General features: G+C 60.4%; 17 protein-coding genes. 9 read left to right on the top strand and 8 right to left on the bottom strand.

Translation table 11 applies throughout. The annotated features are described in order from the left end of the window. Positions 1 to 52: 52 nt before the first annotated feature. The 8 genes from MJO47_RS04900 to ldhH all read left to right on the top strand — a co-directional run bounded on the left by MJO47_RS04900 (position 53) and on the right by ldhH (position 10,594). Positions 53 to 1,066 carry an MBL fold metallo-hydrolase gene (locus tag MJO47_RS04900; protein ID WP_253959995.1) on the top strand — a complete coding sequence of 338 codons (1,014 nt, stop codon included), beginning with the start codon at positions 53 to 55 and terminating at the stop codon, positions 1,064 to 1,066. 13 nt (positions 1,067 to 1,079) lie between these two features. Beyond that, on the top strand, positions 1,080 to 3,344 hold the full coding sequence (locus tag MJO47_RS04895; RefSeq protein ID WP_253959994.1) for a bifunctional diguanylate cyclase/phosphodiesterase: 2,265 nt from the start codon (positions 1,080 to 1,082) through the stop codon (positions 3,342 to 3,344). Between the two features lie 36 nt (positions 3,345 to 3,380). Beyond that, positions 3,381 to 4,808, top strand: a complete 1,428-nt coding sequence (locus MJO47_RS04890; RefSeq protein ID WP_253959993.1) for a HAMP domain-containing protein — start codon at positions 3,381 to 3,383, stop codon at positions 4,806 to 4,808. A gap of 5 nt (positions 4,809 to 4,813) precedes the next feature. After that, positions 4,814 to 5,563, top strand: a complete 750-nt coding sequence (locus MJO47_RS04885) for a response regulator transcription factor (protein WP_253959992.1) — start codon at positions 4,814 to 4,816, stop codon at positions 5,561 to 5,563. A gap of 117 nt (positions 5,564 to 5,680) precedes the next feature. Further along, positions 5,681 to 7,054, top strand: a complete 1,374-nt coding sequence (locus MJO47_RS04880; RefSeq protein ID WP_253959991.1) for a TrkH family potassium uptake protein — start codon at positions 5,681 to 5,683, stop codon at positions 7,052 to 7,054. A 19-nt stretch (positions 7,055 to 7,073) separates the two neighbouring features. After that, the gene (locus MJO47_RS04875; protein ID WP_253959990.1) at positions 7,074 to 7,733 is read left to right on the top strand and encodes a TrkA family potassium uptake protein; all 660 of its coding nucleotides are present in this window, start codon (positions 7,074 to 7,076) and stop codon (positions 7,731 to 7,733) included. Between the two features lie 118 nt (positions 7,734 to 7,851). Next, positions 7,852 to 8,415: a lactate utilization protein gene (locus MJO47_RS04870; protein WP_253959989.1), complete on the top strand. Its 564-nt coding sequence runs from the start codon at positions 7,852 to 7,854 to the stop codon at positions 8,413 to 8,415. A 13-nt stretch (positions 8,416 to 8,428) separates the two neighbouring features. Further along, on the top strand, positions 8,429 to 10,594 hold the full coding sequence (gene ldhH / locus MJO47_RS04865) for an L-lactate dehydrogenase (quinone) large subunit LdhH (RefSeq protein WP_253959988.1): 2,166 nt from the start codon (positions 8,429 to 8,431) through the stop codon (positions 10,592 to 10,594). On the opposite strand, the gene MJO47_RS04860 is transcribed toward ldhH, so the two are convergent. The 8 genes from MJO47_RS04860 to MJO47_RS04825 form a co-directional block, all read right to left on the bottom strand. Then, the gene (locus tag MJO47_RS04860; protein ID WP_253959987.1) at positions 10,591 to 12,549 is read right to left on the bottom strand and encodes a response regulator; all 1,959 of its coding nucleotides are present in this window, start codon (positions 12,547 to 12,549) and stop codon (positions 10,591 to 10,593) included. The two genes, ldhH and MJO47_RS04860, sit on opposite strands and share 4 nt — an antisense overlap. 38 nt (positions 12,550 to 12,587) lie before the next feature. After that, positions 12,588 to 13,589, bottom strand: a complete 1,002-nt coding sequence (gene mltG / locus MJO47_RS04855) for an endolytic transglycosylase MltG (protein WP_253959986.1) — start codon at positions 13,587 to 13,589, stop codon at positions 12,588 to 12,590. 17 nt (positions 13,590 to 13,606) lie between these two features. Beyond that, on the bottom strand, positions 13,607 to 14,197 hold the full coding sequence (gene plsY / locus MJO47_RS04850) for a glycerol-3-phosphate 1-O-acyltransferase PlsY (protein ID WP_253959985.1): 591 nt from the start codon (positions 14,195 to 14,197) through the stop codon (positions 13,607 to 13,609). Between the two features lie 185 nt (positions 14,198 to 14,382). Then, positions 14,383 to 17,583: a carbamoyl-phosphate synthase large subunit gene (gene carB, locus MJO47_RS04845; protein WP_253959984.1), complete on the bottom strand. Its 3,201-nt coding sequence runs from the start codon at positions 17,581 to 17,583 to the stop codon at positions 14,383 to 14,385. 125 nt (positions 17,584 to 17,708) lie between these two features. Then, entirely contained in the window at positions 17,709 to 18,572 is an 864-nt protein-coding gene (locus tag MJO47_RS04840) for an aminotransferase class IV (protein WP_253959983.1), read from the bottom strand. Between the two features lie 142 nt (positions 18,573 to 18,714). Then, positions 18,715 to 18,912: a 30S ribosomal protein S21 gene (rpsU, locus tag MJO47_RS04835; protein WP_253959982.1), complete on the bottom strand. Its 198-nt coding sequence runs from the start codon at positions 18,910 to 18,912 to the stop codon at positions 18,715 to 18,717. A gap of 40 nt (positions 18,913 to 18,952) precedes the next feature. Beyond that, complete coding sequence (locus tag MJO47_RS04830; RefSeq protein WP_253959981.1) at positions 18,953 to 20,062, bottom strand: KamA family radical SAM protein; 1,110 nt, start codon at positions 20,060 to 20,062, stop codon at positions 18,953 to 18,955. A 446-nt stretch (positions 20,063 to 20,508) separates the two neighbouring features. Continuing rightward, positions 20,509 to 20,763 carry a GSU3529 family protein gene (locus MJO47_RS04825; protein WP_253959980.1) on the bottom strand — a complete coding sequence of 85 codons (255 nt, stop codon included), beginning with the start codon at positions 20,761 to 20,763 and terminating at the stop codon, positions 20,509 to 20,511. 148 nt (positions 20,764 to 20,911) lie between these two features. Between MJO47_RS04825 and MJO47_RS04820 the strand changes: the two genes are divergently transcribed. Then, complete coding sequence (locus tag MJO47_RS04820; RefSeq protein ID WP_253959979.1) at positions 20,912 to 22,084, top strand: DUF4382 domain-containing protein; 1,173 nt, start codon at positions 20,912 to 20,914, stop codon at positions 22,082 to 22,084. Positions 22,085 to 22,214: the final 130 nt, after the last annotated feature.

Below are 22,214 nucleotides of genomic sequence, written 5' to 3'. Positions count from 1 at the left end.
GCGAAAGAGCCGGTCATTTTCACCTTACCCCATGGGGGAGAGAGCCTGCGGCATGCGTTCCGTTTTCTACCCGAAACTGATCAACGGCCCCTTCGGCGATCCGGCCCTTTACGTGCGCCACGCGCACCACCGGGAGGCGCTGCTTTTCGACTGCGGTGACCTTCACCGACTGTCACCGGGATGCCGCAGCCGCATCAGCGCGGTTTTCATCTCCCATGCCCATATCGATCACCTGATCGGCTTCGACAGCCTGCTGCGCGGCTTTCTCTACAGCGACCACACCCTTTATCTCTACGGCCCGCCCGGCATCATCAGCCGCATAACCCACCGGTTGGCCGGCTACACCTGGAATCTCTTCGACGACCTGGCCTTCACCCTGGTCGTGCGCGAATGGGGCGAAAGGTCCTGTCAGGAGGTCCGGTTCGAGGCCGCCAGGGCCTTTGCCCCAGAGCCCCTCGGAGAATTTGACTGCTCGGGCGGGATCCTGCACCGCAGCCCCCACTACCGGGTGCGCGCCCTGCCACTGGCGCATGGGGACATCACCTCGCTGGCCTTCAGCCTGGAAGAGTCCCTGCACATCGCCATTCACAAGGACGCCCTTGAAAGGGAGGGGTTTTTACCTGGCCCCTGGCTGACCCGCTTCAAGGATCTCTTGCGGCAGGGGGTCGACCGGCAGACCCGGCTGGAGGTTCCTCTTGCCAAGGGCGGGGTTTTGCACGTATCCTTAGCCCAGCTTCATCATACTGTCGCTCATACCGAGCGAGGGATGAAGGTCGTCTATGTTACCGATGCCTCGCCTTCGGAGGCAAACATCCGGGCCATCACCGCCCTGGCCGCACAGGCGCATCTTTTGGTCATCGAAGCGGTCTTTGCCCATGCCGACCTCGAGCGGGCCATAAAAAGAAATCACCTGACCGCCCGACTGGCTGGCGAGATCGCCAGAGAGGCAGAGGTGGGAAAACTTCGCGTTTTTCACCATTCACCCCGCTATCTGCACGACGAGAAGCTGCTTCTGAACGAGGCGATGGCCGCTTTTTCTAACGTGAAGAACCCAGGAAAAACTTGACTACCGAGACAACATGACCCAAAAAGCTTTCTTTTTTTTCCTCAGCAGAGCCATCCTGCTCGGCATGGCCCTTATGGCTTTTTTGTCGGCTGGGCAAAAATGGTCCCTGGGCGGAGCGGCACTTGCCCTCAATCCGCGAGCCTATGTCGTCCCCGTGTTGATCGGCGGCCTTTTCGGGCTTTTTCTGGGCCTCTGGCATATTCGCCTGCAGCGGGCCACCACTCGCTTTCGCCTGATTTCCGACTTCGCTTCCGACTGTGTCTATCTGAAAAGGCCCGATGGCACCTTCTCCTATCTCTCCCCGGCCTGTCTTATGGTCTCCGGATATGCGCCCCAGGAGTTCCACGAAGAACCCGGCCTGGTGGAAAAAATCATCCACCCCGAAGACCTGCCCATCTGGCGGGAGCAGCTGGAGGATGCCAGCAGCGCGCTGGCCGAGTCCTGCCGGGAACTGCGGATCATCACCCGCGACGGCAAGCTGCAATGGATCGAACACACCTGTCGGCCCATCAAAAATGCCAAAGGGCGCATCGCCATTCGCGGCAGCATCCGCAATATCACCGAACGCCGCCGCATGGAACAGGCCCTGCGGGAAAGCGAGGCCCGCTATCTCGATCTGCTGGAAAATGCCAACGATTTGATACAGAGTACCTCGCCCGAAGGAAAAATTCTCTATGTCAACCGCGCCTGGCGCGAAGCCTTGGGCTATTCTCTGGAAGAATCCCAGAACCTTTATATCTCCCAGTTTATTCATTCCGACAGCGCCGATCATTGTCTTACGACTCTGCGCGAACTCCTGGCCGGCAAAAAGGTGGCCCGGCTGGAAGCCACCTTTGTTACCAAACAGGGAGAAAAGCTGCTCATCGAGGGGAGCGTGAACTGCCGTTTCGAAAATGGACAGCCTGTCGCCACACGCGGCATCTTCCGCGACATTACCGAACGCAAAAAAGCGGAGGCCCGCATCGAACGGCTGGCCTATTACGATACACTCACCAACCTCCCCAACCGTGACCTCTTTCACGATCGCCTCGAACAGGAACTGGCCCGGGCCCGACGTTACAAGCATATGGTGGCTGTAGCTTTCCTCGATCTGGACCACTTTAAGGCCATCAACGACTCACTGGGCCACGTCCAGGGCGACCTCCTCCTCAAAGAGGTAGCCCAGCGGCTGGCCGCGGCGATGCGGGAAAGTGATACCGTATCGCGCTTTGGCGGCGATGAATTCGCCTTTCTTCTCCCTGACATGAGAACTGAAAGTGATGCCGCTACCATCGCCGACAAGGTGCTGAAACAATTTGTCGCCCCCTTCCGGCTGAGCAATATGGACATCACCATCACTCCGAGTCTTGGACTGGCGACCTTTCCCAGAAGTGGCCGTGACGCCGACACGCTGCTCAAAAATGCGGATGCCGCCATGTACCAGGCGAAGAACAAAGGACGAAATACCTACCAGTTCTTCTCTGATGAGATGAATGCCAGGGCGCTGCAGCGACTGCTGCTGACCAATGACCTGCGCCTGGCGCTGGACCGCGGGGAATTGTTTCTGGAATACCAGCCCCAGATGGATATGGCGCAGAACCGACTGCTCGGCTTTGAAGCCCTGCTGCGCTGGGATCACCCGGAAAACGGGAAGATTCCCCCTGGCAGCTTTATTCCTCTGGCCGAAGAAACGGGGCTGATACTTCCCATCGGCCGCTGGGTTCTCAAGACCGCCTGTGAACAGAGCCTGGCCTGGGAGAAAAAGTTCGGTCCGATCACCGTGGCCATCAATCTGTCGCCAAAGCAATTCAAGGAACCGAATCTGGTCCAGACCGTCAAGCAGACCTTGGCGGAGACCGGACTGAACCCCCGCCGGCTGGAATTGGAACTGACGGAAAGCATGCTGATGGATAACGCTGAAGACACCATAGAGACCCTCCGGGATCTGCGCTCCCTCGGCATTCGCCTGTCCATCGACGATTTCGGTACCGGCTACTCGTCCCTTAACTATCTCAAACACTTTCCCATCGACCGCCTCAAAATCGACCAGTCCTTCATCTGCGGGGTTCCAGAAAATCGCGACGATGCCGCCATCACGGCCTCGGTTATCGCTCTGGCCCGCAGCCTGGGCCTCCAGGTTTTGGCCGAGGGCGTGGAAACAGCGGAACAGCTTGAATACCTTCTGGAAAAGGGCTGTACCGATATGCAGGGTTACCTCTGCGCGCCACCCCTGCCTGTCGAAGCATTGGACGCGTTTATCGCACAACAGGTTCAAAACGGCGTGGCGCAAAGGCCATAAGCCGCCAGGCAGGCGTCTTTATCGGCTATCCTATCTGTGCAAAAGCACAGTGTATTTCTCACTGGGCTGTGCTATCGTTCCGCCATGCGCCTTGCCCTTAAACACCAAAKCATTCTCGCCCCGGCCACCGTCCTGCTGCTGATGTCTCTGGCCCTGGCTTTTCTCCAGTACACCTACTGGGATCTGTCCGTCAAACGGCAGGAAGCCCGACGGCTGGGGCTGGTCTTCATCGCCCTGGCGGAAGCGGATCTGGCCTCACAGCGCATGCAGGGCATCTCTCTGCAGCTGGCCCGGGAGCATTTCGTCGATATCCGGGTGCTCGAAGAGATGATTCAGTTGCACCGGCATCTGGCCGAAGCCATCATCCGCGTCAAAGACCTGCTGATTCTGCCGGAAAGCACCCGGGCCCTGCTCTCCCAGGCCGTCGATGATCTCAATCCCGAAGACGGACTGAACTCGAAAAAACTCCTGGACGCCCTCTCCCTGTTGCGTCCGCAACTGGTCTCTCTGGTGGAGATGGCCCAGGATCGGCGCGAACGGCTGCGCAACACCCAGACCAAGGATATCGACGAACTGGTGGAACACACGGCCCTGGTCTCCCTGGTGGTATTGGGAGCGGCGCTGCTGCTCGGCATTCTGCTCTCCCGGTTTTTCGGACGCCGGATTCTCAAACGCATCCAGTCCATCTCCGACAGCGCCGGTCGCATTGCCAGCGGGGATCTGACCCCGCTGACGCCGCCCACGCGCGTGGACGACGAGCTGGACGAGCTGGCCCTGTCCATCAACCGCATGACCGATCAGTTGATCCGCGTCATCGGCACCGAAAAACTGCTGGAGGGCGCGGAGGAGGAACGGCGTCGCATCGCCATGGATATACACGATCAGACCCTCTCCGATCTCTCCTCGGTGCTGCGCGGCATTCAGGACATGCGGGCGAAGAATCCCGAAGGAGGCGAAGGGCTCCGGCTGGAGGAAGATCTGCAGCGGGCCATGGCCAACCTGCGGGAGATTATGGATAATCTCCACCCGCAGACCCTCGACATCCTCGGTCTGGGGGCGGCGCTGGAATCCCATCTCGAAAGGCACCTTTCCAAAGGAAATCTGCCCGAATACCATCTGTACATATCCCCCGAGGCCGACCGCGCGCCCCTGGCCCGTCTGGACCGTCTTAACCTTTACCGCATCGCCATCGAGGCCATTCACAACGTGATCCGCCACGCCCAGGCCAGCCGCTATGAGGTCAATCTCGATGTCCGCAACGGCGAACTGGTGCTCTCCGTCGAAGACAACGGCGTCGGCTTTACCGCCCCGCCACAGAACGGGCGATCCGGGCGTGGACTGCATAATATCCGCGAACGGGCCAAGGTCATCGGCTCCACCGTTCAATGGGGACCGTCCCGCTTCTCCACCGGCACCCGCTTCGAACTGATAATGCCCCTTAAATCCCATCCGCAGGAGGACTGATCTCCATGGATCCCCTGACCATTCTTATCGCTGACGACAATCCCAAGGACTTTGAATTTCTCGAACAGCTCGTACAGGGCCTGGAAGTCCCCTGCCAGATCGAGCGGGCTCACAACGGTAAAATCGCCCTGGAAAAGGCGCAGCGACTGGACACGCCCCTGGTGATCAGCGACATCCAGATGCCCGAACTCAACGGCATTGAATTCGCCCGCGCCCTCTGGGAGCAGAAACCCATGGCCCGCATCATCTTCTGGAGCCAGTACAAAGATGAAATGTACGTGCGGGCCCTGACCAGCATCGTACCGCCGGAAACGGTGTACGGTTACGTGCTCAAATCCAATACCCGTGAGCGCATCGCCTCGGCGGTGCAGACCGTACTCATCGACGAGCAGTGCTGGATCGACCCCGAGGTGCGCAAAGTACAGGGCCGGGCCGGCCACCGCCAAACCGCTCTGTCCGATATCGAATACGAGGCCCTGGTGGACATTTCTCTCGGTCTGACCGATAACCTCATCGCCCAGCGCCGCTACCTGTCCCGCCGAGGCGTGCAGAGCCGCCTCAACACCCTCTACACCAAGCTGGGGCTCGATCAGGAGCAATTTCACAGTGAAAAGTTCGGCGATGCCTTCAACCTGCGGAACCGGGCCGTATCCGTCGCCCTGCGCCGGGGGCTGATCAACGCCTTTGAGCTGGAACACGAGGAAGAAGAGCTGCAGGGCTGGCTGAAAAAGTTTCGCAGCAGCAAACGGGTTTAGTCCCTTCCCTCCTTTTTTGGCCCCGGGAATTTTTTTCTGCCACCCTGCACTATTCGATGCTAGAATTCCTTTTCGTCGTTCGCCCGATTAAAACGACGGAAAGGATGGGCCTCCTTCATGAAATCCACCCTGCTGGGCCGACTCAAGTCTCTCTCCCCAGCCCAGGCTCTCGTTAGCTATTATGCCTTGGCCATTCTTATCGGCGCCCTGCTCCTGCGGACGCCTCTGGCGGTCAACGGTGAGCCCCTCTCTTTTCTCGACGCCCTCTTCACCGCCACCTCGGCCCAGTGTGTCACCGGTCTGGCCGTGGTCGATACGGGTACCCGCTTCAGTCTCTTCGGCCAGGGAGTGATCCTGCTCCTCATCCAGGTGGGTGGCCTGGGCATCATGACCTTCTCCGTCTACCTCTTCATCTACCTGCGGGTCGGCATCAGCGCCCGCGGACGCTGGATCATCCATGAAACCCTGATGCACACCCCCATCAGTTCCTGGCGGGAGCTGATCAAGGGCATCTTTCTGATGACCCTGGTGATCGAGACCATCGGGACAGTGCTGCTGTCCTTGGCTTTCGTGCCCCGACTGGGCCTGGTCGAAGGGGTCTACAGCGCCTTTTTTCACGCCATCTCCGCTTTCTGCAATGCGGGTTTTTCTCTTTACCCCGACAGCCTGGTCGCCTTTCGCGACGATCCCCTGGTTAACCTGACCATTATGGCCCTCATCATCCTGGGGGGTATCGGTTTTCTGGTCATCCGCGAACTACGGCAAATTCTCTCCACCCCGAAAGCACAGAAAAAGCCGCGGCTCTCCCTGCACAGCCGTATCGTGCTCAGCACCACCGCCTTTCTCGTTGGCTACGGCACGGTCTGCATCTTTTTTCTGGAGAGCGGGCACTCTTTGGCCGGCATGTCGCATCTTGAGAGCTTCTGGACGTCCCTATTTCAATCGGTGACCACCCGCACCGCCGGTTTCAACACCATAGACCTCACCCACTTTCGGGTTCCCACCCTTTTTCTCATGATGTTTCTGATGTTCATCGGCGCCTCCCCCGGCTCGGCGGGAGGGGGGGTCAAAACCACCAGCCTGGCCCTCTTCTTTGCCGTGCTCTACAGTCGGCTCAAAGGGTCGCCCCACATCAGCATCTTCCGGCGCACCATTCCCGATGATGTCATCGCCAAAGCCCTGTCGCTGGTCATCCTCGCCGTCATCCTCATCGGTCTGGCGCTCTTCGGCCTGTTGATCGTGCATGTCCCGAACGCCCCCGGGGATGACGCGCGGGAGTTTCTCAACTTCGCTTTCGAGGCTGTCTCCGCCTTCGGCACCGTGGGTCTTTCCACCGGCGCGACGGCCAGCCTGGGAGGCTGGGGGAAGGGGATTGTCATCCTGCTCATGTTTGTCGGCCGCGTCGGCCTGCTGACCGTCGCCTTCGCCATTGCCGGTCGAACCCGGCGTCATGCGCCGCGCTACGCGGAAGAAAACATCATGATCGGCTGAATCCAAGGAGTTTTTCGGTATGAAGAAGAGTAAATTTTGTGTAATCGGGCTGGGCAACTTCGGGTATCACGTCGTCGCCACCCTCAGTGACGACAACCACGAAGTGATCGCCATCGACGCGGACAAGGACAAGGTGCAGGCCGTCAAGGATCTCTGTTCCTACGCCATTTTAGGGGATGCGGCCAACAAGGCTTTTCTGGAAGCGCAGGGAGTGGCTGAAATGAACGCGGCCGTGGTCTCCACCGGCGACCGCTCCCATCTGGCGACTCTGATCACCCTCTACTTACGGGAGCTGAAGGTTCCTCGCATCATCGTCAAGGCGGTCAGCGAAGATCACGGCCGCATTCTTGAGCGGGTCGGCGCCACCGAGGTGATCTTTCCCGAGAAGGACATGGCCCGCAAGGTGGCGCACAGCCTGTCGAGCCCCAATGTCCTCGAGTTCATTCCCCTGGCCGAGGATTACGCCCTCTCTGAAACCGAGCCGCCCAAGCACTTCATCGGCAAGACCCTGGTCGAGCTTGACCTGCGCAAGAAGCACCACGTCACGGTCATCGCCATCAAGGATGTCCTTACCGACCAGTTCATCGCCGCACCGCCGCCTGATCACCGCATCAAAGACAGCGACGTCCTTATTATGATCGGCAAAACCGATGATGTGGACCAGGCCCTGGCGCGCTAAACGGCCTTCAAGGACTTAACCACCTTCCGGCCTCTTCTTCTCATTTGCTGCTTGACAGCGTTTCCGTGGCGCTTCTACGATGAATCTGTCTGTGTGTGAGCCCATGGGAGGAAAGGCCATGTCAGAAGACGTTTTACTTGCCACTTTCGAGGCCGCCGCCGGCAAGGTGGGCGCCGAGATCATCCATCTTGATTCGGTCTCTGAAATCGGCGATACGGTTTGCCGTCTGGCTGACGGCGGCATCTATGTCGCCGACTTCGCCAGTGCCCGGCGTCTCGGCCTGGCCGCTCAGCTCAAGGCGGCCGGCTGCCAGGTCCTTGACGGCCGGGATCGTGGGGCGGCGGCCGGCGCGGCCCTGGGCCTGACCGGCGCCAACTTCGCCATTGCCGATACCGGCACGCTGGTGCTGGAGAGTACCGCCGAGGACATCCGCCTGGCCTCCACTCTGCCTGAGCGTCATGTCGTGCTGGCCGATAGCCGCAAGATCGTCGCCGACGGACTGGCGGCCGTCCCCTGGCTGCGCCAGTTGCATCAGCGTCAGTCGCGCAACTATCTGGCCTACATCACCGGCCCCAGCCGCACCGCCGATATCGAGCGGGTACTGACCATCGGCGTGCACGGCCCGCGGCGCCTGCACATCCTGCTGCTGGCCGGGCTTTCCGACGATTTTCTGGAGATGTAGGAGGGGGAGGACGATGAACCGAGAACGGAACCGGCAGTACCGACAGCGCATCGATCAGGCCCTGGCCACGCCCCAGCTGCAGGAGGCCCTGCACAAATTTGCCGATGCCTACCTGCTCTCCCGTCAGAACGCCTTTACCGGCCACGACTTCGAGGAACTGCGCCGTGATATCGCCGCGATCAAGGATCAGGCCCTGCTGCAACGCGACGCTCTGCGGCAGGAATTCACCCGCAACGCCGAAGCCGCCGGCGCCACCGTCTTTTACGCCCGCACAGCGGCCGAAGCCAACGACTACATCGCCCGACTCGCCCGCGAGCGCCAAGTCAAGCTGGCCATCAAGAGCAAGAGCATGGCCAGCGAAGAGATCCATCTCAACCGGGCCCTGGAGCAGGCTGGCGTCACCGCCGTCGAATCGGACCTGGGCGAATGGATCATCCAACTGGCTGGCCAGCGACCGAGCCACATGGTCATGCCTGCCATCCACATGTTCAAGGAGGAAGTGGCGGCGCTGTTCAGCCAGGTCACCGGCGAGAAAGAGCCGGCCGAGATCGAGCATCTGGTCGGGGTCGCCCGTCAGCAGCTGCGGCAGCGCTATTTCGAGGCCGGGATGGGGATCAGCGGCGCCAATATCGCCGTGGCGGAAACGGGAGGCATCGCCCTGGTGACCAACGAGGGCAATGCCCGCCTGGCCACCACCCTGCCGCCCATCCACGTGGCCCTGGTGGGGGTGGAGAAACTGGTGTCAACGCTGGAGGATGCGGCCAAAATCATCCGTGTGCTGCCCAAGAACGCCACGGGGCAGCTCCTCACCAGCTACGTAACCTGGATCCGCGGCGCCGTCCCCTGCGGGGAAATGGACAAAGAGCTGCACATCGTCCTGCTCGACAACGGCCGCAGCGCCCTGGCCGCATCCCCCCACTGCCGCGACGCGCTGCGCTGTATCAAATGCGGCGCCTGCGCCAACGTCTGTCCCGTCTACCAGACCGTCGGCGGCCATGTCTTCGGCCACATCTACATCAGCGCCATCGGCATCATTCTCACCGCCTTCTTCCACGGCCTCGACCAGGCCGCCGAGCTGGTGCGGGCCTGCATCGGCTGCCGGTCCTGCGTCGCCGTCTGCCCCAGCCATATCGACCTGGAGAACATCATCCTGCAGCTGCGCCAGGCCCTTGGCGAAGAGGAAGGCATCGGCACCGGCAAGGCCCTGGTCTTCCGCCGGGTCATGCGCAACCGTCAGCTCTTCCATACTCTGATCCGGGCCGCCAGCCTGCTGCAGAAACCCGTCACGCGCGGGGAGGATACCATCCGCCATCTGCCTCTGTTTTTTTCGGGTCTCACCGCCTGGCGCACTCTTCCCGCCATCGCCGCCACCCCCCTGCGCGACCAGTGGCCCGACCTCCCGCAACGGGTCGACAGCCCCCGCTACCAGGTGGCCTTCTTCGGTGGCTGCGCCAACGATTTCCTCTATCCGGGGCTGGGCCAAGATCTGGTGCGGGTCCTCAACCACTTCGACGTACAGGTCAGCTATCCCGCCAGGCAGAACTGCTGCGGCATCCCAGCGCTCTATTCGGGGGATCGGGAAACAGCGGTGGAGCTGGCCCGCCAAAACGTGGAGGCCATGCTCGACGGAGACCCCGATTACGTGGTGACCACCTGCCCCACCTGCACGCTGGCCCTGTGCCGCGACTTTGTCGAACACCTGCGGGACAACCCGGCCTGGGCCCAGAAGGCGGAGAAGCTGGCAGCCATAACGATGGATGTGTCGGGTTTTATCGTCAAAGTGCTGGGGGGGGTGGAAAAACAGGCAGGAACGGCCGGGGAAACGGTCACCTACCACGACTCCTGCCACCTCAAGCGAGGGGCCGGCGTCTGGCAGGAGCCGCGGGCCCTGCTGCAGGCCAGCGGCTCCGAACTGCGGGAAATGAATCATGCCGACCGCTGCTGCGGCTTCGGCGGCTCCTATTCCTTCACCAGCCACCCGGCCATCGCCCGAAGCATCTTGGCCGACAAAGTGCGGGATATTCTGGCATCCGGGGCCGCCAGCGTCGCCATGGATTGTCCCGGCTGTCTGCTGCAGATTCGCGGCGGCCTGGAAAAGGGCGGACATGCCGTGCGGGCCGTCCACACCATCGAGTTGCTGGCCGAAGCCCTTGACCGCCAGGCTCGTTCCGAAGGCTAACTGAACATGCGCCGGAAGAGCCCCTTCTTTTCCTGCTCGCGTTTTTCGGTGATCTCCCGCAGCCCTTTGCGAGCCAGGGCATGGCGGGCATCGAGCTTGAGGGCTTTGCTGAACTCGGCCTCGGCCAGCAAGTCCTGCCCCCCGTCCAATAGCATCCAACCTTTGAAAGCATAGGCGGAAGGGACGCGATCGAGACTGAGGGCGCGATTCAGCATCTGGCGCACCTTCTCCCGCATGGCGGGGCTGCTGCCGTTTCGCGGGTTTCGGTAGATGGACCAGGCCAGGTGCGCCAGGTAGTCACCGTTTTTCGGGGCGATATTGCAGGCATCCTGCAGGGCTTTTTCGGCGTTGTCCCACTCTTCCATGTCCAGAAACACCTTACCGGACTGGAACTGAACCTGCGACTGGAAGATATCGTCCCCCTTCTGCCCCAGCCCCACCTTATCCGAACCGAGCAACTCGTCGTAGCGCTCCTTCTTGATGACATCAGACAGGGTATTGTAGGCCGTGGTGACCGTGGCCAGGATCTCCTCCACCATGCCGGCCTCCTCGCCGGCCAGCTGCATCATCGCCTCGGGGCCGAATTCGCGGGTCAGTCTGAAATAGTGGGATTTGAGCTGATCAAAGGAAAATTTCCCCTGCTCCATAGCGAAAACCTGATAGTAATTCTTGCCCTGCAGGCCGTCAAATACCTGCCGCACCCGCAGCGACAGGTCGACGGTCTCGGGCAGCACCGGCGGGGCTGGCTGGGAAGGCACGAGCGGTTCGTCATCACGACTCTCGTCCGCTACCAGATCGGAAAAACTTTCGAGGGGATCGTCGCTGCTCGCCCCGGTCTCATCCTCCAGAATATTGAACAGAGTACGCAATGGCATGCCGGCAGGGAGTTCCGGAGACAGCGGTTCACGGGCAAAGGTCAGCATCCCGAAGGTCTTGAGCAGACGCAGCAGGGGCATGAGGCCGCTCGCGCCCTCCAGGCATTCTGCCATAGTTCTGCTGCCGTCGAGCTGGCCGACAAAACGGCGCTCCTCTTCATTGAGATCGAGAAAGTTGACGTGTCGGTAAAACGCCGCGGCAGGAGCAACGAATTGCCCATACACATCTTCGGGGAAAGGATTGGCGGTGTCGGGAGCGCTGCTGCGCCAATAACCACGGTAGAAGAGGGAAGGCATATTCAGGGTGAAAAGCTGCAGGCCCGGCGACAAAGGAAAGGGTCGCTGCTCCACCTTCAATGGTGGCCCGCTGAAAGCTTCGATCAGTTCGCCGTTCAGATAGGCCAGTTTTTCCTGCAGCAGTTCGGGATAACGCAGGCAGCCGAGTTGCACCAGAACATCACTGCGGAATCGTCCTGCCGCCTGATAGTAGTCATATTCGTCAGCGGAAATACGTCCGTTCTGAAAGAGGTAGTCGCCGAAATCCCGATGAACAAAACCCGGCCGCAGAGAAACGGGCGTACCCGCCAAAAAGCTGAGGATGGCCCCCCGCGTTCCCTCAAAGTGACAGGTTCCGGAGAATGCCGTGCTGAAGGCCTGGTAGAGGTGGTGGTCGAAGGGTTCACTCTCTTCTGCCGCCGCCTCTTGCTGGCGGGAGGAAAGCATGTCCTTGACCGCCAGCAGAAGGGCTTCGGCGGAGAAGGGTTTTTCCAGGTAATGGCGCACCCCCAGGCCCTGGGCGGCCCTGGCATAACGCTCTCCGCGATAGACCCCCGTGGCAACAATGACCGGCAGATCGCGACCTACGGTGCTTTTCCGCAATTTTTTGAGCAGATCGACCCCGTGCAGGCGGGGCAGACGCAGGTCGAGGAGGAGGAGATCGGGGGCACCTCGGCCGATGTGCTGTAGCGTCTCGATGCCATCGGCTGTCCGCTCGGTGGCATAGCCTTCATGCCGCAGCAAGGCCTCCAGAAAAGCGGCAACGCGGTCATTGTCCTCGGCGATCAGGATTCTTTGGGCCATAGGCTTCCCCGATTCAGACGATATTTTTCAGGCCTGCTTCAGCGCTTCAACTGATAGCGCCGCACCGCGTCATTGTGTTCGCGCAGCGTATTGGAAAAGACGTGGGTGCCATCGCCCTTCCCCACAAAGTAGAGATAGTTTACTTCGGCCGGAAAGGCCGCCGCGCGCAGGGCCGGCTCACCCGGGCTGGCAATAGGACCGGGGGGCAGGCCGGCTATGCGGTAGGTATTGTAAGGGGTCCATTCCTCCAGGTGCCGGCGGGTGAGGTTGCCGTCAAAGTCCTGCACACCGTAAATCACCGTCGGGTCCGACTGTAATCGCATGCCCCGCTGCAACCGGTTGTGGAAGACCCCGGCGATAATGGGCATTTCGGCCTCGTTCCCCGCTTCCTTCTGGATGATGGAGGCCAGGGTCAGCAGCTCGTGGACGGACAGCCCCCTGGCCCTGGCCCCCGCCAGGAGCTCTTCCGTCAGGCGGGCTTGCATCTGCCGCACCATCGCCTGCAGCAGCGGCTTCTCCCCCGTTGTCGCCACCAGGGTATAGGTCTCCGGATAGAGATATCCTTCCAGCGTTTTCGCCTCCACCCCGACGGAATGGATAAAATCGGCATCCCGCGCCAGCTGCAGGAAGTGACCGCCATCGCCCCGGCCCTCTGCCGCCAGCTTTCGCGCGATTTCCTCCAAAGTCAGCCCTTCCGGCACCGTGAAACGATACTGGATGACGTCCCCCGCCACCAGGCGTTTTAAAACCTCACCGGGCGAAGCCGCTTCCGCAAAGCGGTATTCACCAGCCTTGACCCGGCCCGCCTCTCCCCGCCAGCGGGCCAGCAGGCGCAGGCGCAGGGCACTGTCCACCACGCCCCCTTCCTCCAGCATCAGGGCCACCTGGGCGAAAGAACTGCCGGGACGGACGGCAATTACCTGCGGCGCCACCGGCGTCACCGGCCGTAGCATAAAGCGGGCAAAATCGACGACTCCATAGACGGCAGGCAACAGCAGCAGGATAAGGACCAACGGGGCCAGCGACGTTTTTCGCGACATGGTGAACTATACCTCAATCAGGCCCGAAAGCGATTTTCGGTGCCGGCGATCAGGCGCTCGATATTGGCCCGATGGCGCAGGATCACCATGCCGCCGATAAAGAGGGTGACCAGAAAGAGCGGCGTTGAACGCTCAAAATAGAAAACCAGCAGGGGGGCGACCGCGGCGGCGCAGACGGAGCCGAGAGAGATGTAGCGCCATTTCCAGACCAGAAGCACAAAGAGGAGGAGAGCCACCAGGACGCTTTTGGGCGACAGCACCAGAAAAATTCCCAACGCGGTAGCCACTCCCTTGCCCCCTTTAAAGCCGATATAGATGGGATAGAGGTGACCCAGAAAGGTCGCCGCCGCCACCAGAGCGACCGACCCCAATGATTCGGGGAAAACAGCCAAGGCAGCCCCTACCGGCAGCACCCCTTTAAGAGCGTCGAGAACCAGGGTGGCCACCCCCAGCTTGCGCCCGGCCACCCGGTAGACGTTGGTAGCGCCGATATTGCCGCTGCCCGCCTGGCGGATATCCTCGGAGCCGACCAACCGGGTCAGGACGATGCCGCCGGGAATGGCGCCAATCAGGTAGGCCACTAGCAGAAAAACGAGAAGGAGAAACATGGTAACCTCGATGGATCCGTCAAACCGGGCCACACGCCGGAGCAGGATCATAGTCGTTATAAACGGGCGAATTTTAGCATGGCCCTCGGTAAAAGTCGAACGACTCCGTAAAAACGAAAGCAGGCAGAACCTTCGTCAGTCCTGCCCGCTTTCATTTCATTCCGCAAATGGGTGTAGACCGCTTTTTAGTGAAAGGCGGCGTGGTACTCCTGCAGGCTGCGGACCGTCTCCTGGCCCTGCCGACAGGCGGCAATCCCCTTGGCGGCGGCCAGGGCGGCGGCCGTGGTGGTGATGTAAGGCACCTTGTAGCGGATGGCAGCCTTGCGGATATAGGAGTCGTCATGGGCGCTGAGTTTGCCGACAGGAGTATTGATCACCAGCTGGATCTCGCCGTTTTTGATGGCATCGGCAATATTGGGGCGCCCTTCGTGCATCTTGTTGATCCGCTCAGCCGCAATTCCCTGCGCGGAAAGAAACGCCTGGGTACCGGCGGTGGCGCGGATGGCAAAGCCCAGCTCGGCAAAGAGCCGCGCCGCCTTGAGGGCTTCGGCCTTGTCATGCTCGGCCACGGTAATGAGTACCGTCCCCTGCAGGGGCAGCGGCGCATTGGCTCCTTCCTGGGCCTTGAAATAGGCGAGGCCGTAGTTGCCAGCCAGACCCAGCACTTCACCGGTGGAACGCATCTCCGGCCCCAGCACAGGATCGACTTCCGGGAACATGCCAAAGGGGAAGACCGCTTCCTTGACCCCGAAATGAGCGAACTGCCGCCGATCGAGCCCCTGCTCGGCGAGCTTTCGTCCCAGCATGGCGGCCACGGCGAGGCGCGGCATGGGGATGTTGCAGACCTTGGAGACCAGCGGCACGGTGCGGCTGGCACGGGGATTGGCTTCCAGGATGTACACCTTGTCGTCGGCGATGGCGTACTGGATGTTCATCAGCCCGACCACCCCCATCTCCACGGCGATACGCCGGGTGTATTCCTCGATGGTGGCGATGTGTTTGGCCGGGATGGAGACCGGCGGAATGACACAGGCCGAATCGCCGGAATGGACGCCGGCCAGCTCGATGTGCTCCATGACTGCCGGCACGAAGGCGTCTTTGCCGTCGGCGATGGCGTCGGCTTCGGCCTCGATGGCGTTCTGCAGAAAGCGGTCGATGAGAATGGGGCGCTCGGGGGATATCTCCACCGCTTTTTGCAGATACTCGCGCAGCATCCCCTCGTCATGCACCACCTCCATGGCCCGGCCCCCAAGGACAAAGGAGGGACGAACGATGAGCGGATAGCCGATGCGGACGGCAATCTGCACCGCCTGCTCTTCGGTAGCAGCCATGCCCGATTCGGGTTGGGGAATGCCGAGCTTGATCATGGTCTGGTTGAAGAGGTCGCGGTCCTCGGCCTGGTCGATGGTCTCGGGGCTGGTGCCGAGAATGGGCACTCCCGCCGCTTCCAGCTCGCGGGCGATATTCAGCGGGGTCTGACCGCCAAACTGCACCACCACCCCTTCGGGCTTCTCTTTCTCGTAGATGGAGAGCACGTCCTCGACGGTCAACGGTTCGAAGTAGAGTTTGTCCGAGGTGTCGTAGTCGGTGGAGACCGTCTCGGGATTGCAGTTGACCATGATGGTCTCGTACCCCGCCTCGCGCAGGGCCAGGGCCGTATGCACGCAGCAGTAGTCGAACTCGATCCCCTGGCCGATGCGGTTGGGGCCGCCGCCCAGCACCATGATCTTCTTGCGGTCGGAGACGGCCACAGAGTCGGGGGCATTGTAGGTGGAATAATAGTAGGCGGCGTTTTCGACGCCGCTGACGGGTACGGCCTCCCAGGCTTCGACCATGCCAAGAGCGATGCGCTTCTCGCGGATCGCCTGTTCGCGCACCCCGAGGATCTGCGCCAGGTAGCGGTCGGCAAAGCCGTCTTTCTTGGCCTGAATCAGCAGAGCGTCGGGCGGCAGGCTCCCCTTGTGCTGCAGGATTTCCTCCTCCAACTCCACCAGTTCCTTCATCTGCTGCAGAAACCAGGGTTTGATGAAGGTCTTGCCATAGAGCAGGTCGATGTCGGCGCCCTTGCGCAGGGCTTCGTAGAGGATGAACTGGCGTTCGCTGGAAGGTTCGGCCAACAGTTCCAGCAGCTCGTCGAGGGATTTCTGATAGAAATTCTTGGCGAAGCCGAGGCCGTAGCGGCCGTTCTCCAGAGAACGGATGGCCTTGTGCAGGGCCTCCTTGTAGTTTTTGCCGATGCTCATGACCTCGCCGACGGCGCGCATCTGGGTGCCGAGCTTGTCGTGCACGCCCTTGAACTTCTCGAAGGCCCAGCGGGCGAACTTGACCACCACGTAGTCGCCGGAAGGCGTGTATTTTTCCAGGGTGCCGTCGCGCCAGTAGGGGATCTCGTCGAGGGTCAGGCCGGCGGCCAGCTGGGCCGAAACCAGGGCGATGGGAAAGCCCGTCGCCTTGGAGGCCAGGGCCGACGAGCGCGAGGTGCGGGGATTGATCTCGATGACCACCACGCGCCCGCTCTTGGGATCGTAGGCGAACTGCACGTTGGTCCCGCCGATGACCTCGATGGCATCGACGATGCGGTAGGCGTAGTCCTGCAGACGGGCCTGCAGGTCGGCGTCGATGGTCAGCATCGGCGCGGTGCAGAAGGAGTCGCCGGTGTGCACGCCGACGGCATCGACGTTCTCGATGAAGCAGACGGTGATTTTCTGGTTCTTGGCGTCGCGCACCACCTCGAGCTCCAGCTCCTCCCAACCGAGAATCGATTCTTCGATGAGCACTTGGCTCACCGGACTGGCCGCCAGCCCGCGGCTGACGATGGTCTCGAACTCTTCCAGGTTGTAGGCGAAGCCGCCGCCGGTGCCGCCCATGGTGTAGGCGGGACGGATGACCACCGGCAGACCGATGCGGCCGATGATCTCCTGGGCCTGCTCCAGGGTGGTGGCAATCTCGCTGCGCGGTGTTTCAATACCTAGGCCGGCCATGGTTTCCTTGAAAGTCTCCCGGTCTTCGCCGCGCTTGATGGCATCCAAATTGACGCCAATGACCCGCACCCCGCACCGGTCGAGAATGCCGCGCCGGGCCAGCTCGCTGGAAAGGTTGAGAGCGGTCTGGCCGCCGAGGTTGGGGAGCAGGGCGTCGGGGCGCTCTTTTTCGATGATCTCGGTGAGGCGCTCGACGTTGAGCGGTTCGATATAGGTGGCATCGGCCATGCCCGGGTCGGTCATGATGGTGGCCGGATTGGAATTGACCAGTACGATCCGGTAACCGAGCTTGCGCAGAGCCTTGCAGGCCTGGGTGCCGGAATAATCGAATTCACAGGCCTGACCGATCACGATCGGGCCGGAACCGATAATCAGAACTTTCTTCACATCGTTGCGTTGGGGCATCGGAATCTCCTGAAATCATTTCATCATCGTTGACGGATTTAACCCGGTAATATGGCAGACTTTACCCTCGGACGCAATCGCATCGACAGAAAAAATCGCCCGCTGGTTGAAAAGGGAAAAGAAGGTCAGCTCTCCTTGCCCATATCCCGGTGCAGCTCCTGCCGCAGGCGGTGGGCGATGGGGCCGGCAAGGCCCTGCTTGATGGTGAAGTCGTCAACCCGCACCACCGGCATGACCTCCAGGGAAGTGGAGGTGATGAAGACTTCGTCGGAGAACTTCAGGTCCTGCAGGCGAAATTCGCCGGTAATCACCCGCAGGTTGAGCACCTCTTCGCACAGACGCATGATGGTGGAGCGGGTCACTCCCTCCAGCAGACCGGTGGAGACGTCGGGGGTGAAGATCCAGTCATCTTTGGCCCAGAAGATGTTCGACGAAGCACCTTCGCAGATATGGCCGCGGTTGTTGAGCATGATGACCTCAAAGGCCCCGGCGGCCCGGGCTTCCAGTTTGCCGAGCAGGCTGTTGAGGTTGCTGATCGATTTGATTTTGGGACTGATCGCCTCGGGGGCGTTGCGACGGGTATGGGCCACCCGCAGGGGGATGCCCTGCCGGTAGTGGATGGGGTCGAAGCCCTTGAATTCCGTCCCCACTACCAGGCAGGTCAGGTCGTTGTTCATGTCGCGCTGAAAGCCAATCTGCCCCTTGCCGCGGGTGATGGTGATACGGTAATAGGCATCGTTCAAGCCATTCTTCCGCCGCAGCTCCAGCAGGATATCCTCCAGTTCTGTCTGAGAAAACGTCAGGGGATAGCAGAGGGCTTCAGCCGACTGCAGCAGGCGCTGGTAGTGCTGGGCGAACTGGTAGAGCCGGTCGCCGACGGAACGGAAGCTCTCGAAGATGCCGTCACCATAAAGGAAACCCTGGTCGAAGACAGAAACCGTGGCCTGTTCGCTCTCGACAAAACGGCCATTGAGGTAGACATAACCCATGGAAATCTCCTGCCGGGGGAAAGGGGAGCAAGCGACTGTACAAAACTGCTCCCATTCTAACCCAAAGCAGACAGGCCGCCAACAATCCGACCACAAAAAAAGGGAACGCCGCGGCTAGCGGCGCTCCCTTGGAAGTGCGGATTTAATAAAAACGCTTCAACTTGCTCAGGCGCTTGCGCTCGCGCCGCAGGGCTTCCTTCTGCTTGCGCTTGCGCTTGACACTGGGTTTCTCATAAAAGCGCCGCGCCTTCATGTCGCGGAACAAGCCTTCCTGCTGAAGTTTACGCTTCATGACTTTCATGGCTTTGACCAGATTGCCGTCAATGACCTTGATTTCCAAAAGCAACTCTCCTTTCACCTATAATTAAACAGACCCTCCCTTATTCGGGCACATTGGGAATCGTCGTCGTATCGCCCCGATGGTTTCGCAGGGTGTATTCCTTGTCGTTTTTCCCCTGGATGTAATAATCAGGCATCAGGGGAATCTTGCCGATATTGGTGGCGATGACGTGCATGGGCTGGGCCAGGCCGGTGGTGTGGCCACGCAGAGCGTCCCGGATCAGCTGCGAGCCCTTCTCCACCGGGGTGCGGAAATGATCGATGCCCGGCGCCGCCTCGCAGTAGAAGACGTAGTAGGGGCGGATACGGGTGGCCAGCAGCTTCTCATGCAGCTCGCGGAAGGTCTCCACATCGTCATTGATTCCTTTGAGCAGCACGGCTTGGTTACCCACATTGACGCCGCAGCTCAGCAGGTTGTAGACAGCCCGCGCCGTCTCCTCGGTGAGTTCCCGGGGGTGGTTGCACTGGGTGTTGATCCAGATGGGTACCTTGTGAAAGCCGCCAAGCACCTTCATGAGCGAGGGGGTGATGCGCTGCGGCAGCACAATGGGGGTGCGCGTACCGAAACGGATCATCTCGATGTGGGGCAGCTCGCGCAGCTTGCGGATGAGATAGTCGATCTGCTCGTCGGAGAGCAGGAAGGGGTCACCGCCGGTGATGAGCACGTCGCGCACCTCGGGATGCTCGGCGATCCATTGCAGCCCCTCGTCGACATTGAAGTCCAGGGAGAGGGAGCCGTCCACCACCAGTTCCTTACGGAAGCAGTGCCGGCAATAGATGCCGCAGGTCTGGGTGACGGTAAAGGCGACACGGTTCTGGTACTGGCGGGCGATACTGTCGGGACGCACCTCGTCAGTGGCGCGATTCTCCTTCCACATCAGGTAATCATCCATGCCGAAGCGGTTTTCCTGCTCCTGTCGGGAGGGGATGATCTGGCGGCGGATGGGGCAGGCGGGATCGTCCGGGTCCATCAATGAAGCATAATGGGGCGTCGCCCCCCACACTGTTTTGTTGTTGCGCAGCACCTCTTCTTCTTCCGGGGTGAGGTTCACATATTCTTTCACCCGGTCGATGGTATTGACGAAATTCTTCATCTGGTCCTGCCAGTTGATCACTTCGTCCTCTTGCTGTTTCATGGCCTGGTTCTTCATAGCGTCCTTTCCTGTTGTCGGGATGGCCAAGGTCTCAGGCAAAATCAGGCCTGCAGGGGCCATCCGGCAGATGAATAACTCGTGCCGGCGCGACTGCGACCACAAGGGAAAGGGAGAATCCGAAAAACCACCCGCATCAACAGGAGGCTTCAGACAGGAGGAACCGACCATCTTCACAGAGTGATCAGCAATAGGACAGGTCGCGCGCAACACGCGTAAAGAAGATTATTTCTGGCGAAGGATGGGGCCACCCGCACCCGGTCTTGAAACGGAACGTTTCAAGCCAGTGCTGCCCCAGAGAGAGAGGGTTCGTTCCGTACAGAACGGGCCTGCACGGTCCACCTCATGAGCGGGTCTAGGGTCGGAACGCCGGGGAACGGCGCCGCCACAGAACCCATAAGGTAACATAATCAGGCGCGAGGGTCAAATCGGCCGCCCGGGGGATATCAATAACGCACCCGCAGCTCATCGAGCGTCCGGTGGATATCCTCCAGGCCGAAACCTATCTTTTCACAGCACATCTCCGAGTAGGTCTCATATTGATCCACCCGTTCCGCCAGTTTGGCCACCAACTCCTCACGGCCGGCGAAATCTTCCGGATGCTGCGCCACCTTCATGAGCAGCGGAACAATAAAATCGGGCAACTCGCCCTCTTCATGCTGCTTGCGCACCACCTGAGTCAAGCGTTGAAAAGCGTCCATGGCTTCCTCCTCTCTGGAATGACCTTTTTTCAATTTTAAACAAGACTGCATCTCGTAGCAAATAATCGTTAAGCGGACTTGACTTAACATTAGAGAGTGCTAAATTTCCCCCAAAGACACGTCAACTTCAACCCCAAAGGAGGAGAACATGAAAATGAACAATGTGAAGCTGTTTCTCGCTATTTTCCTGTCCATCGGTTTACTGGCGCTGGCCGCCTGCGGCGGCTCCAGTTCGAGCGGCACGGCGGCGCCTGGCACCCTGTCGCTGCAGATGGTCGATGCCACCACCCCGGACTTCAAGGCCATCTATGTCACCATTGACCGGGTCGACGTCCATCCTGAAGGTGGCGACTGGACCACCGTGGCCACCCCCCAGAAGACCTACAATCTGCTCGAGCTGATCAACGGCGTGCAGGAAACGCTGGGAGAAGAGGAGCTGGCCCCTGGCAACTACACTCAGCTGCGCCTGATTCTGGCGGCTACGCCCGATGACGGGCTAAATCTGCTGGGCCAAACCCACGGCGAGTTGGGCAACTATGTCATTACCCAGGGTGACGAGATTCACGAGCTGAAAGTCCCCAGCGGTTTGCAGAGCGGCATCAAACTGGTGAACACCTTCACCATCGCTTCCAATGAGGAAACCCAACTGATCCTCGATTTCGACGCGGCCCGCTCCGTCGTTCTGGCTGGCAATCCCAGCAAGGACAATTACAAGTACCTGCTCAAACCGACCATCAAGGTCGTTGCCAGTGCTGCCATGGTGCAGGGGCGAGTCGTCGAGATAGACACGGAAGTGCCCCTGCCCGGCACCCGAGTCAGCGCTCATGCCATTGATTCGGCTGTGACGCTGGCCGCAACCCTGAGCTGTGACGAAAATGAGGATACCATTGAAGAAGAAGCGGGACACTATGCCCTCTTCCTGACACCCAGTGACTACCGAATCCTAGCTTACAAAGAGGGCTATGCCCCGGCCTGCGAAACCATCAGCCTTGCTGCCGACGAGAAGCGCGCAGGGGTCAACTTTCAACTGGCAGCTACGGCCTACAACACCCTGTCCGGCACGGTGACGGTCGCCGCCCCGGTAGAGGGACAGTATGTCGTACTCAGTGTCCAGCAGATAGCGCCGGCCCCTTGCAGCGACATGGTGGAACTAGCGACCGTGCAGATTGAAGATGGTCCCTATTCTATCGATCTGCCCGTCGGCACTTACCAGCTGGTCGCCTCGCTTTTTGACGCAGAATCCCAGCCGGTTGCTGCCGATCAGACTTTTGATGTCAACATCACCACCGAGGCCCCAACTGAACTGAATATTTCCTTCTAATGAACCTGACCGGGCCGGCACGGAAACTCCCCGTGCCGGCCCATCTCCCGCCCGATGTTTCCCTCGTCTAACGCCTGTCCACCCGATTCCTGTTGCGAAAAAATCCGGGACTGCTTTAAAATGCCCTCTG

The sequence above is a fragment of the Desulfuromonas sp. KJ2020 genome, assembly GCF_024197615.1.
GTDB lineage: Bacteria > Desulfobacterota > Desulfuromonadia > Desulfuromonadales > SZUA-540 > SZUA-540.
This window is presented reverse-complemented; position numbering and strand designations above follow the sequence as displayed.

Excerpts from the sequence above, each read along its gene's own strand:
- MJO47_RS04820 (WP_253959979.1), top strand. The coding sequence starts at position 20,912 with ATGAAAATGAACAATGTGAAGCTGTTTCTCGCTATTTTCCTGTCCATC.
- plsY (WP_253959985.1), bottom strand. The coding sequence starts at position 14,197 with ATGTTTCTCCTTCTCGTTTTTCTGCTAGTGGCCTACCTGATTGGCGCC.
- MJO47_RS04880 (WP_253959991.1), top strand. The coding sequence starts at position 5,681 with ATGAAATCCACCCTGCTGGGCCGACTCAAGTCTCTCTCCCCAGCCCAG.
- carB (WP_253959984.1), bottom strand. The coding sequence starts at position 17,583 with ATGCCCCAACGCAACGATGTGAAGAAAGTTCTGATTATCGGTTCCGGC.
- MJO47_RS04840 (WP_253959983.1), bottom strand. The coding sequence starts at position 18,572 with ATGGGTTATGTCTACCTCAATGGCCGTTTTGTCGAGAGCGAACAGGCC.
- MJO47_RS04895 (WP_253959994.1), top strand. The coding sequence starts at position 1,080 with ATGACCCAAAAAGCTTTCTTTTTTTTCCTCAGCAGAGCCATCCTGCTC.
- MJO47_RS04830 (WP_253959981.1), bottom strand. The coding sequence starts at position 20,062 with ATGAAGAACCAGGCCATGAAACAGCAAGAGGACGAAGTGATCAACTGG.
- ldhH (WP_253959988.1), top strand. The coding sequence starts at position 8,429 with ATGAACCGAGAACGGAACCGGCAGTACCGACAGCGCATCGATCAGGCC.
- MJO47_RS04825 (WP_253959980.1), bottom strand. The coding sequence starts at position 20,763 with ATGGACGCTTTTCAACGCTTGACTCAGGTGGTGCGCAAGCAGCATGAA.
- MJO47_RS04860 (WP_253959987.1), bottom strand. The coding sequence starts at position 12,549 with ATGGCCCAAAGAATCCTGATCGCCGAGGACAATGACCGCGTTGCCGCT.
- MJO47_RS04875 (WP_253959990.1), top strand. The coding sequence starts at position 7,074 with ATGAAGAAGAGTAAATTTTGTGTAATCGGGCTGGGCAACTTCGGGTAT.
- MJO47_RS04900 (WP_253959995.1), top strand. The coding sequence starts at position 53 with ATGCGTTCCGTTTTCTACCCGAAACTGATCAACGGCCCCTTCGGCGAT.
- mltG (WP_253959986.1), bottom strand. The coding sequence starts at position 13,589 with ATGTCGCGAAAAACGTCGCTGGCCCCGTTGGTCCTTATCCTGCTGCTG.
- MJO47_RS04870 (WP_253959989.1), top strand. The coding sequence starts at position 7,852 with ATGTCAGAAGACGTTTTACTTGCCACTTTCGAGGCCGCCGCCGGCAAG.
- MJO47_RS04885 (WP_253959992.1), top strand. The coding sequence starts at position 4,814 with ATGGATCCCCTGACCATTCTTATCGCTGACGACAATCCCAAGGACTTT.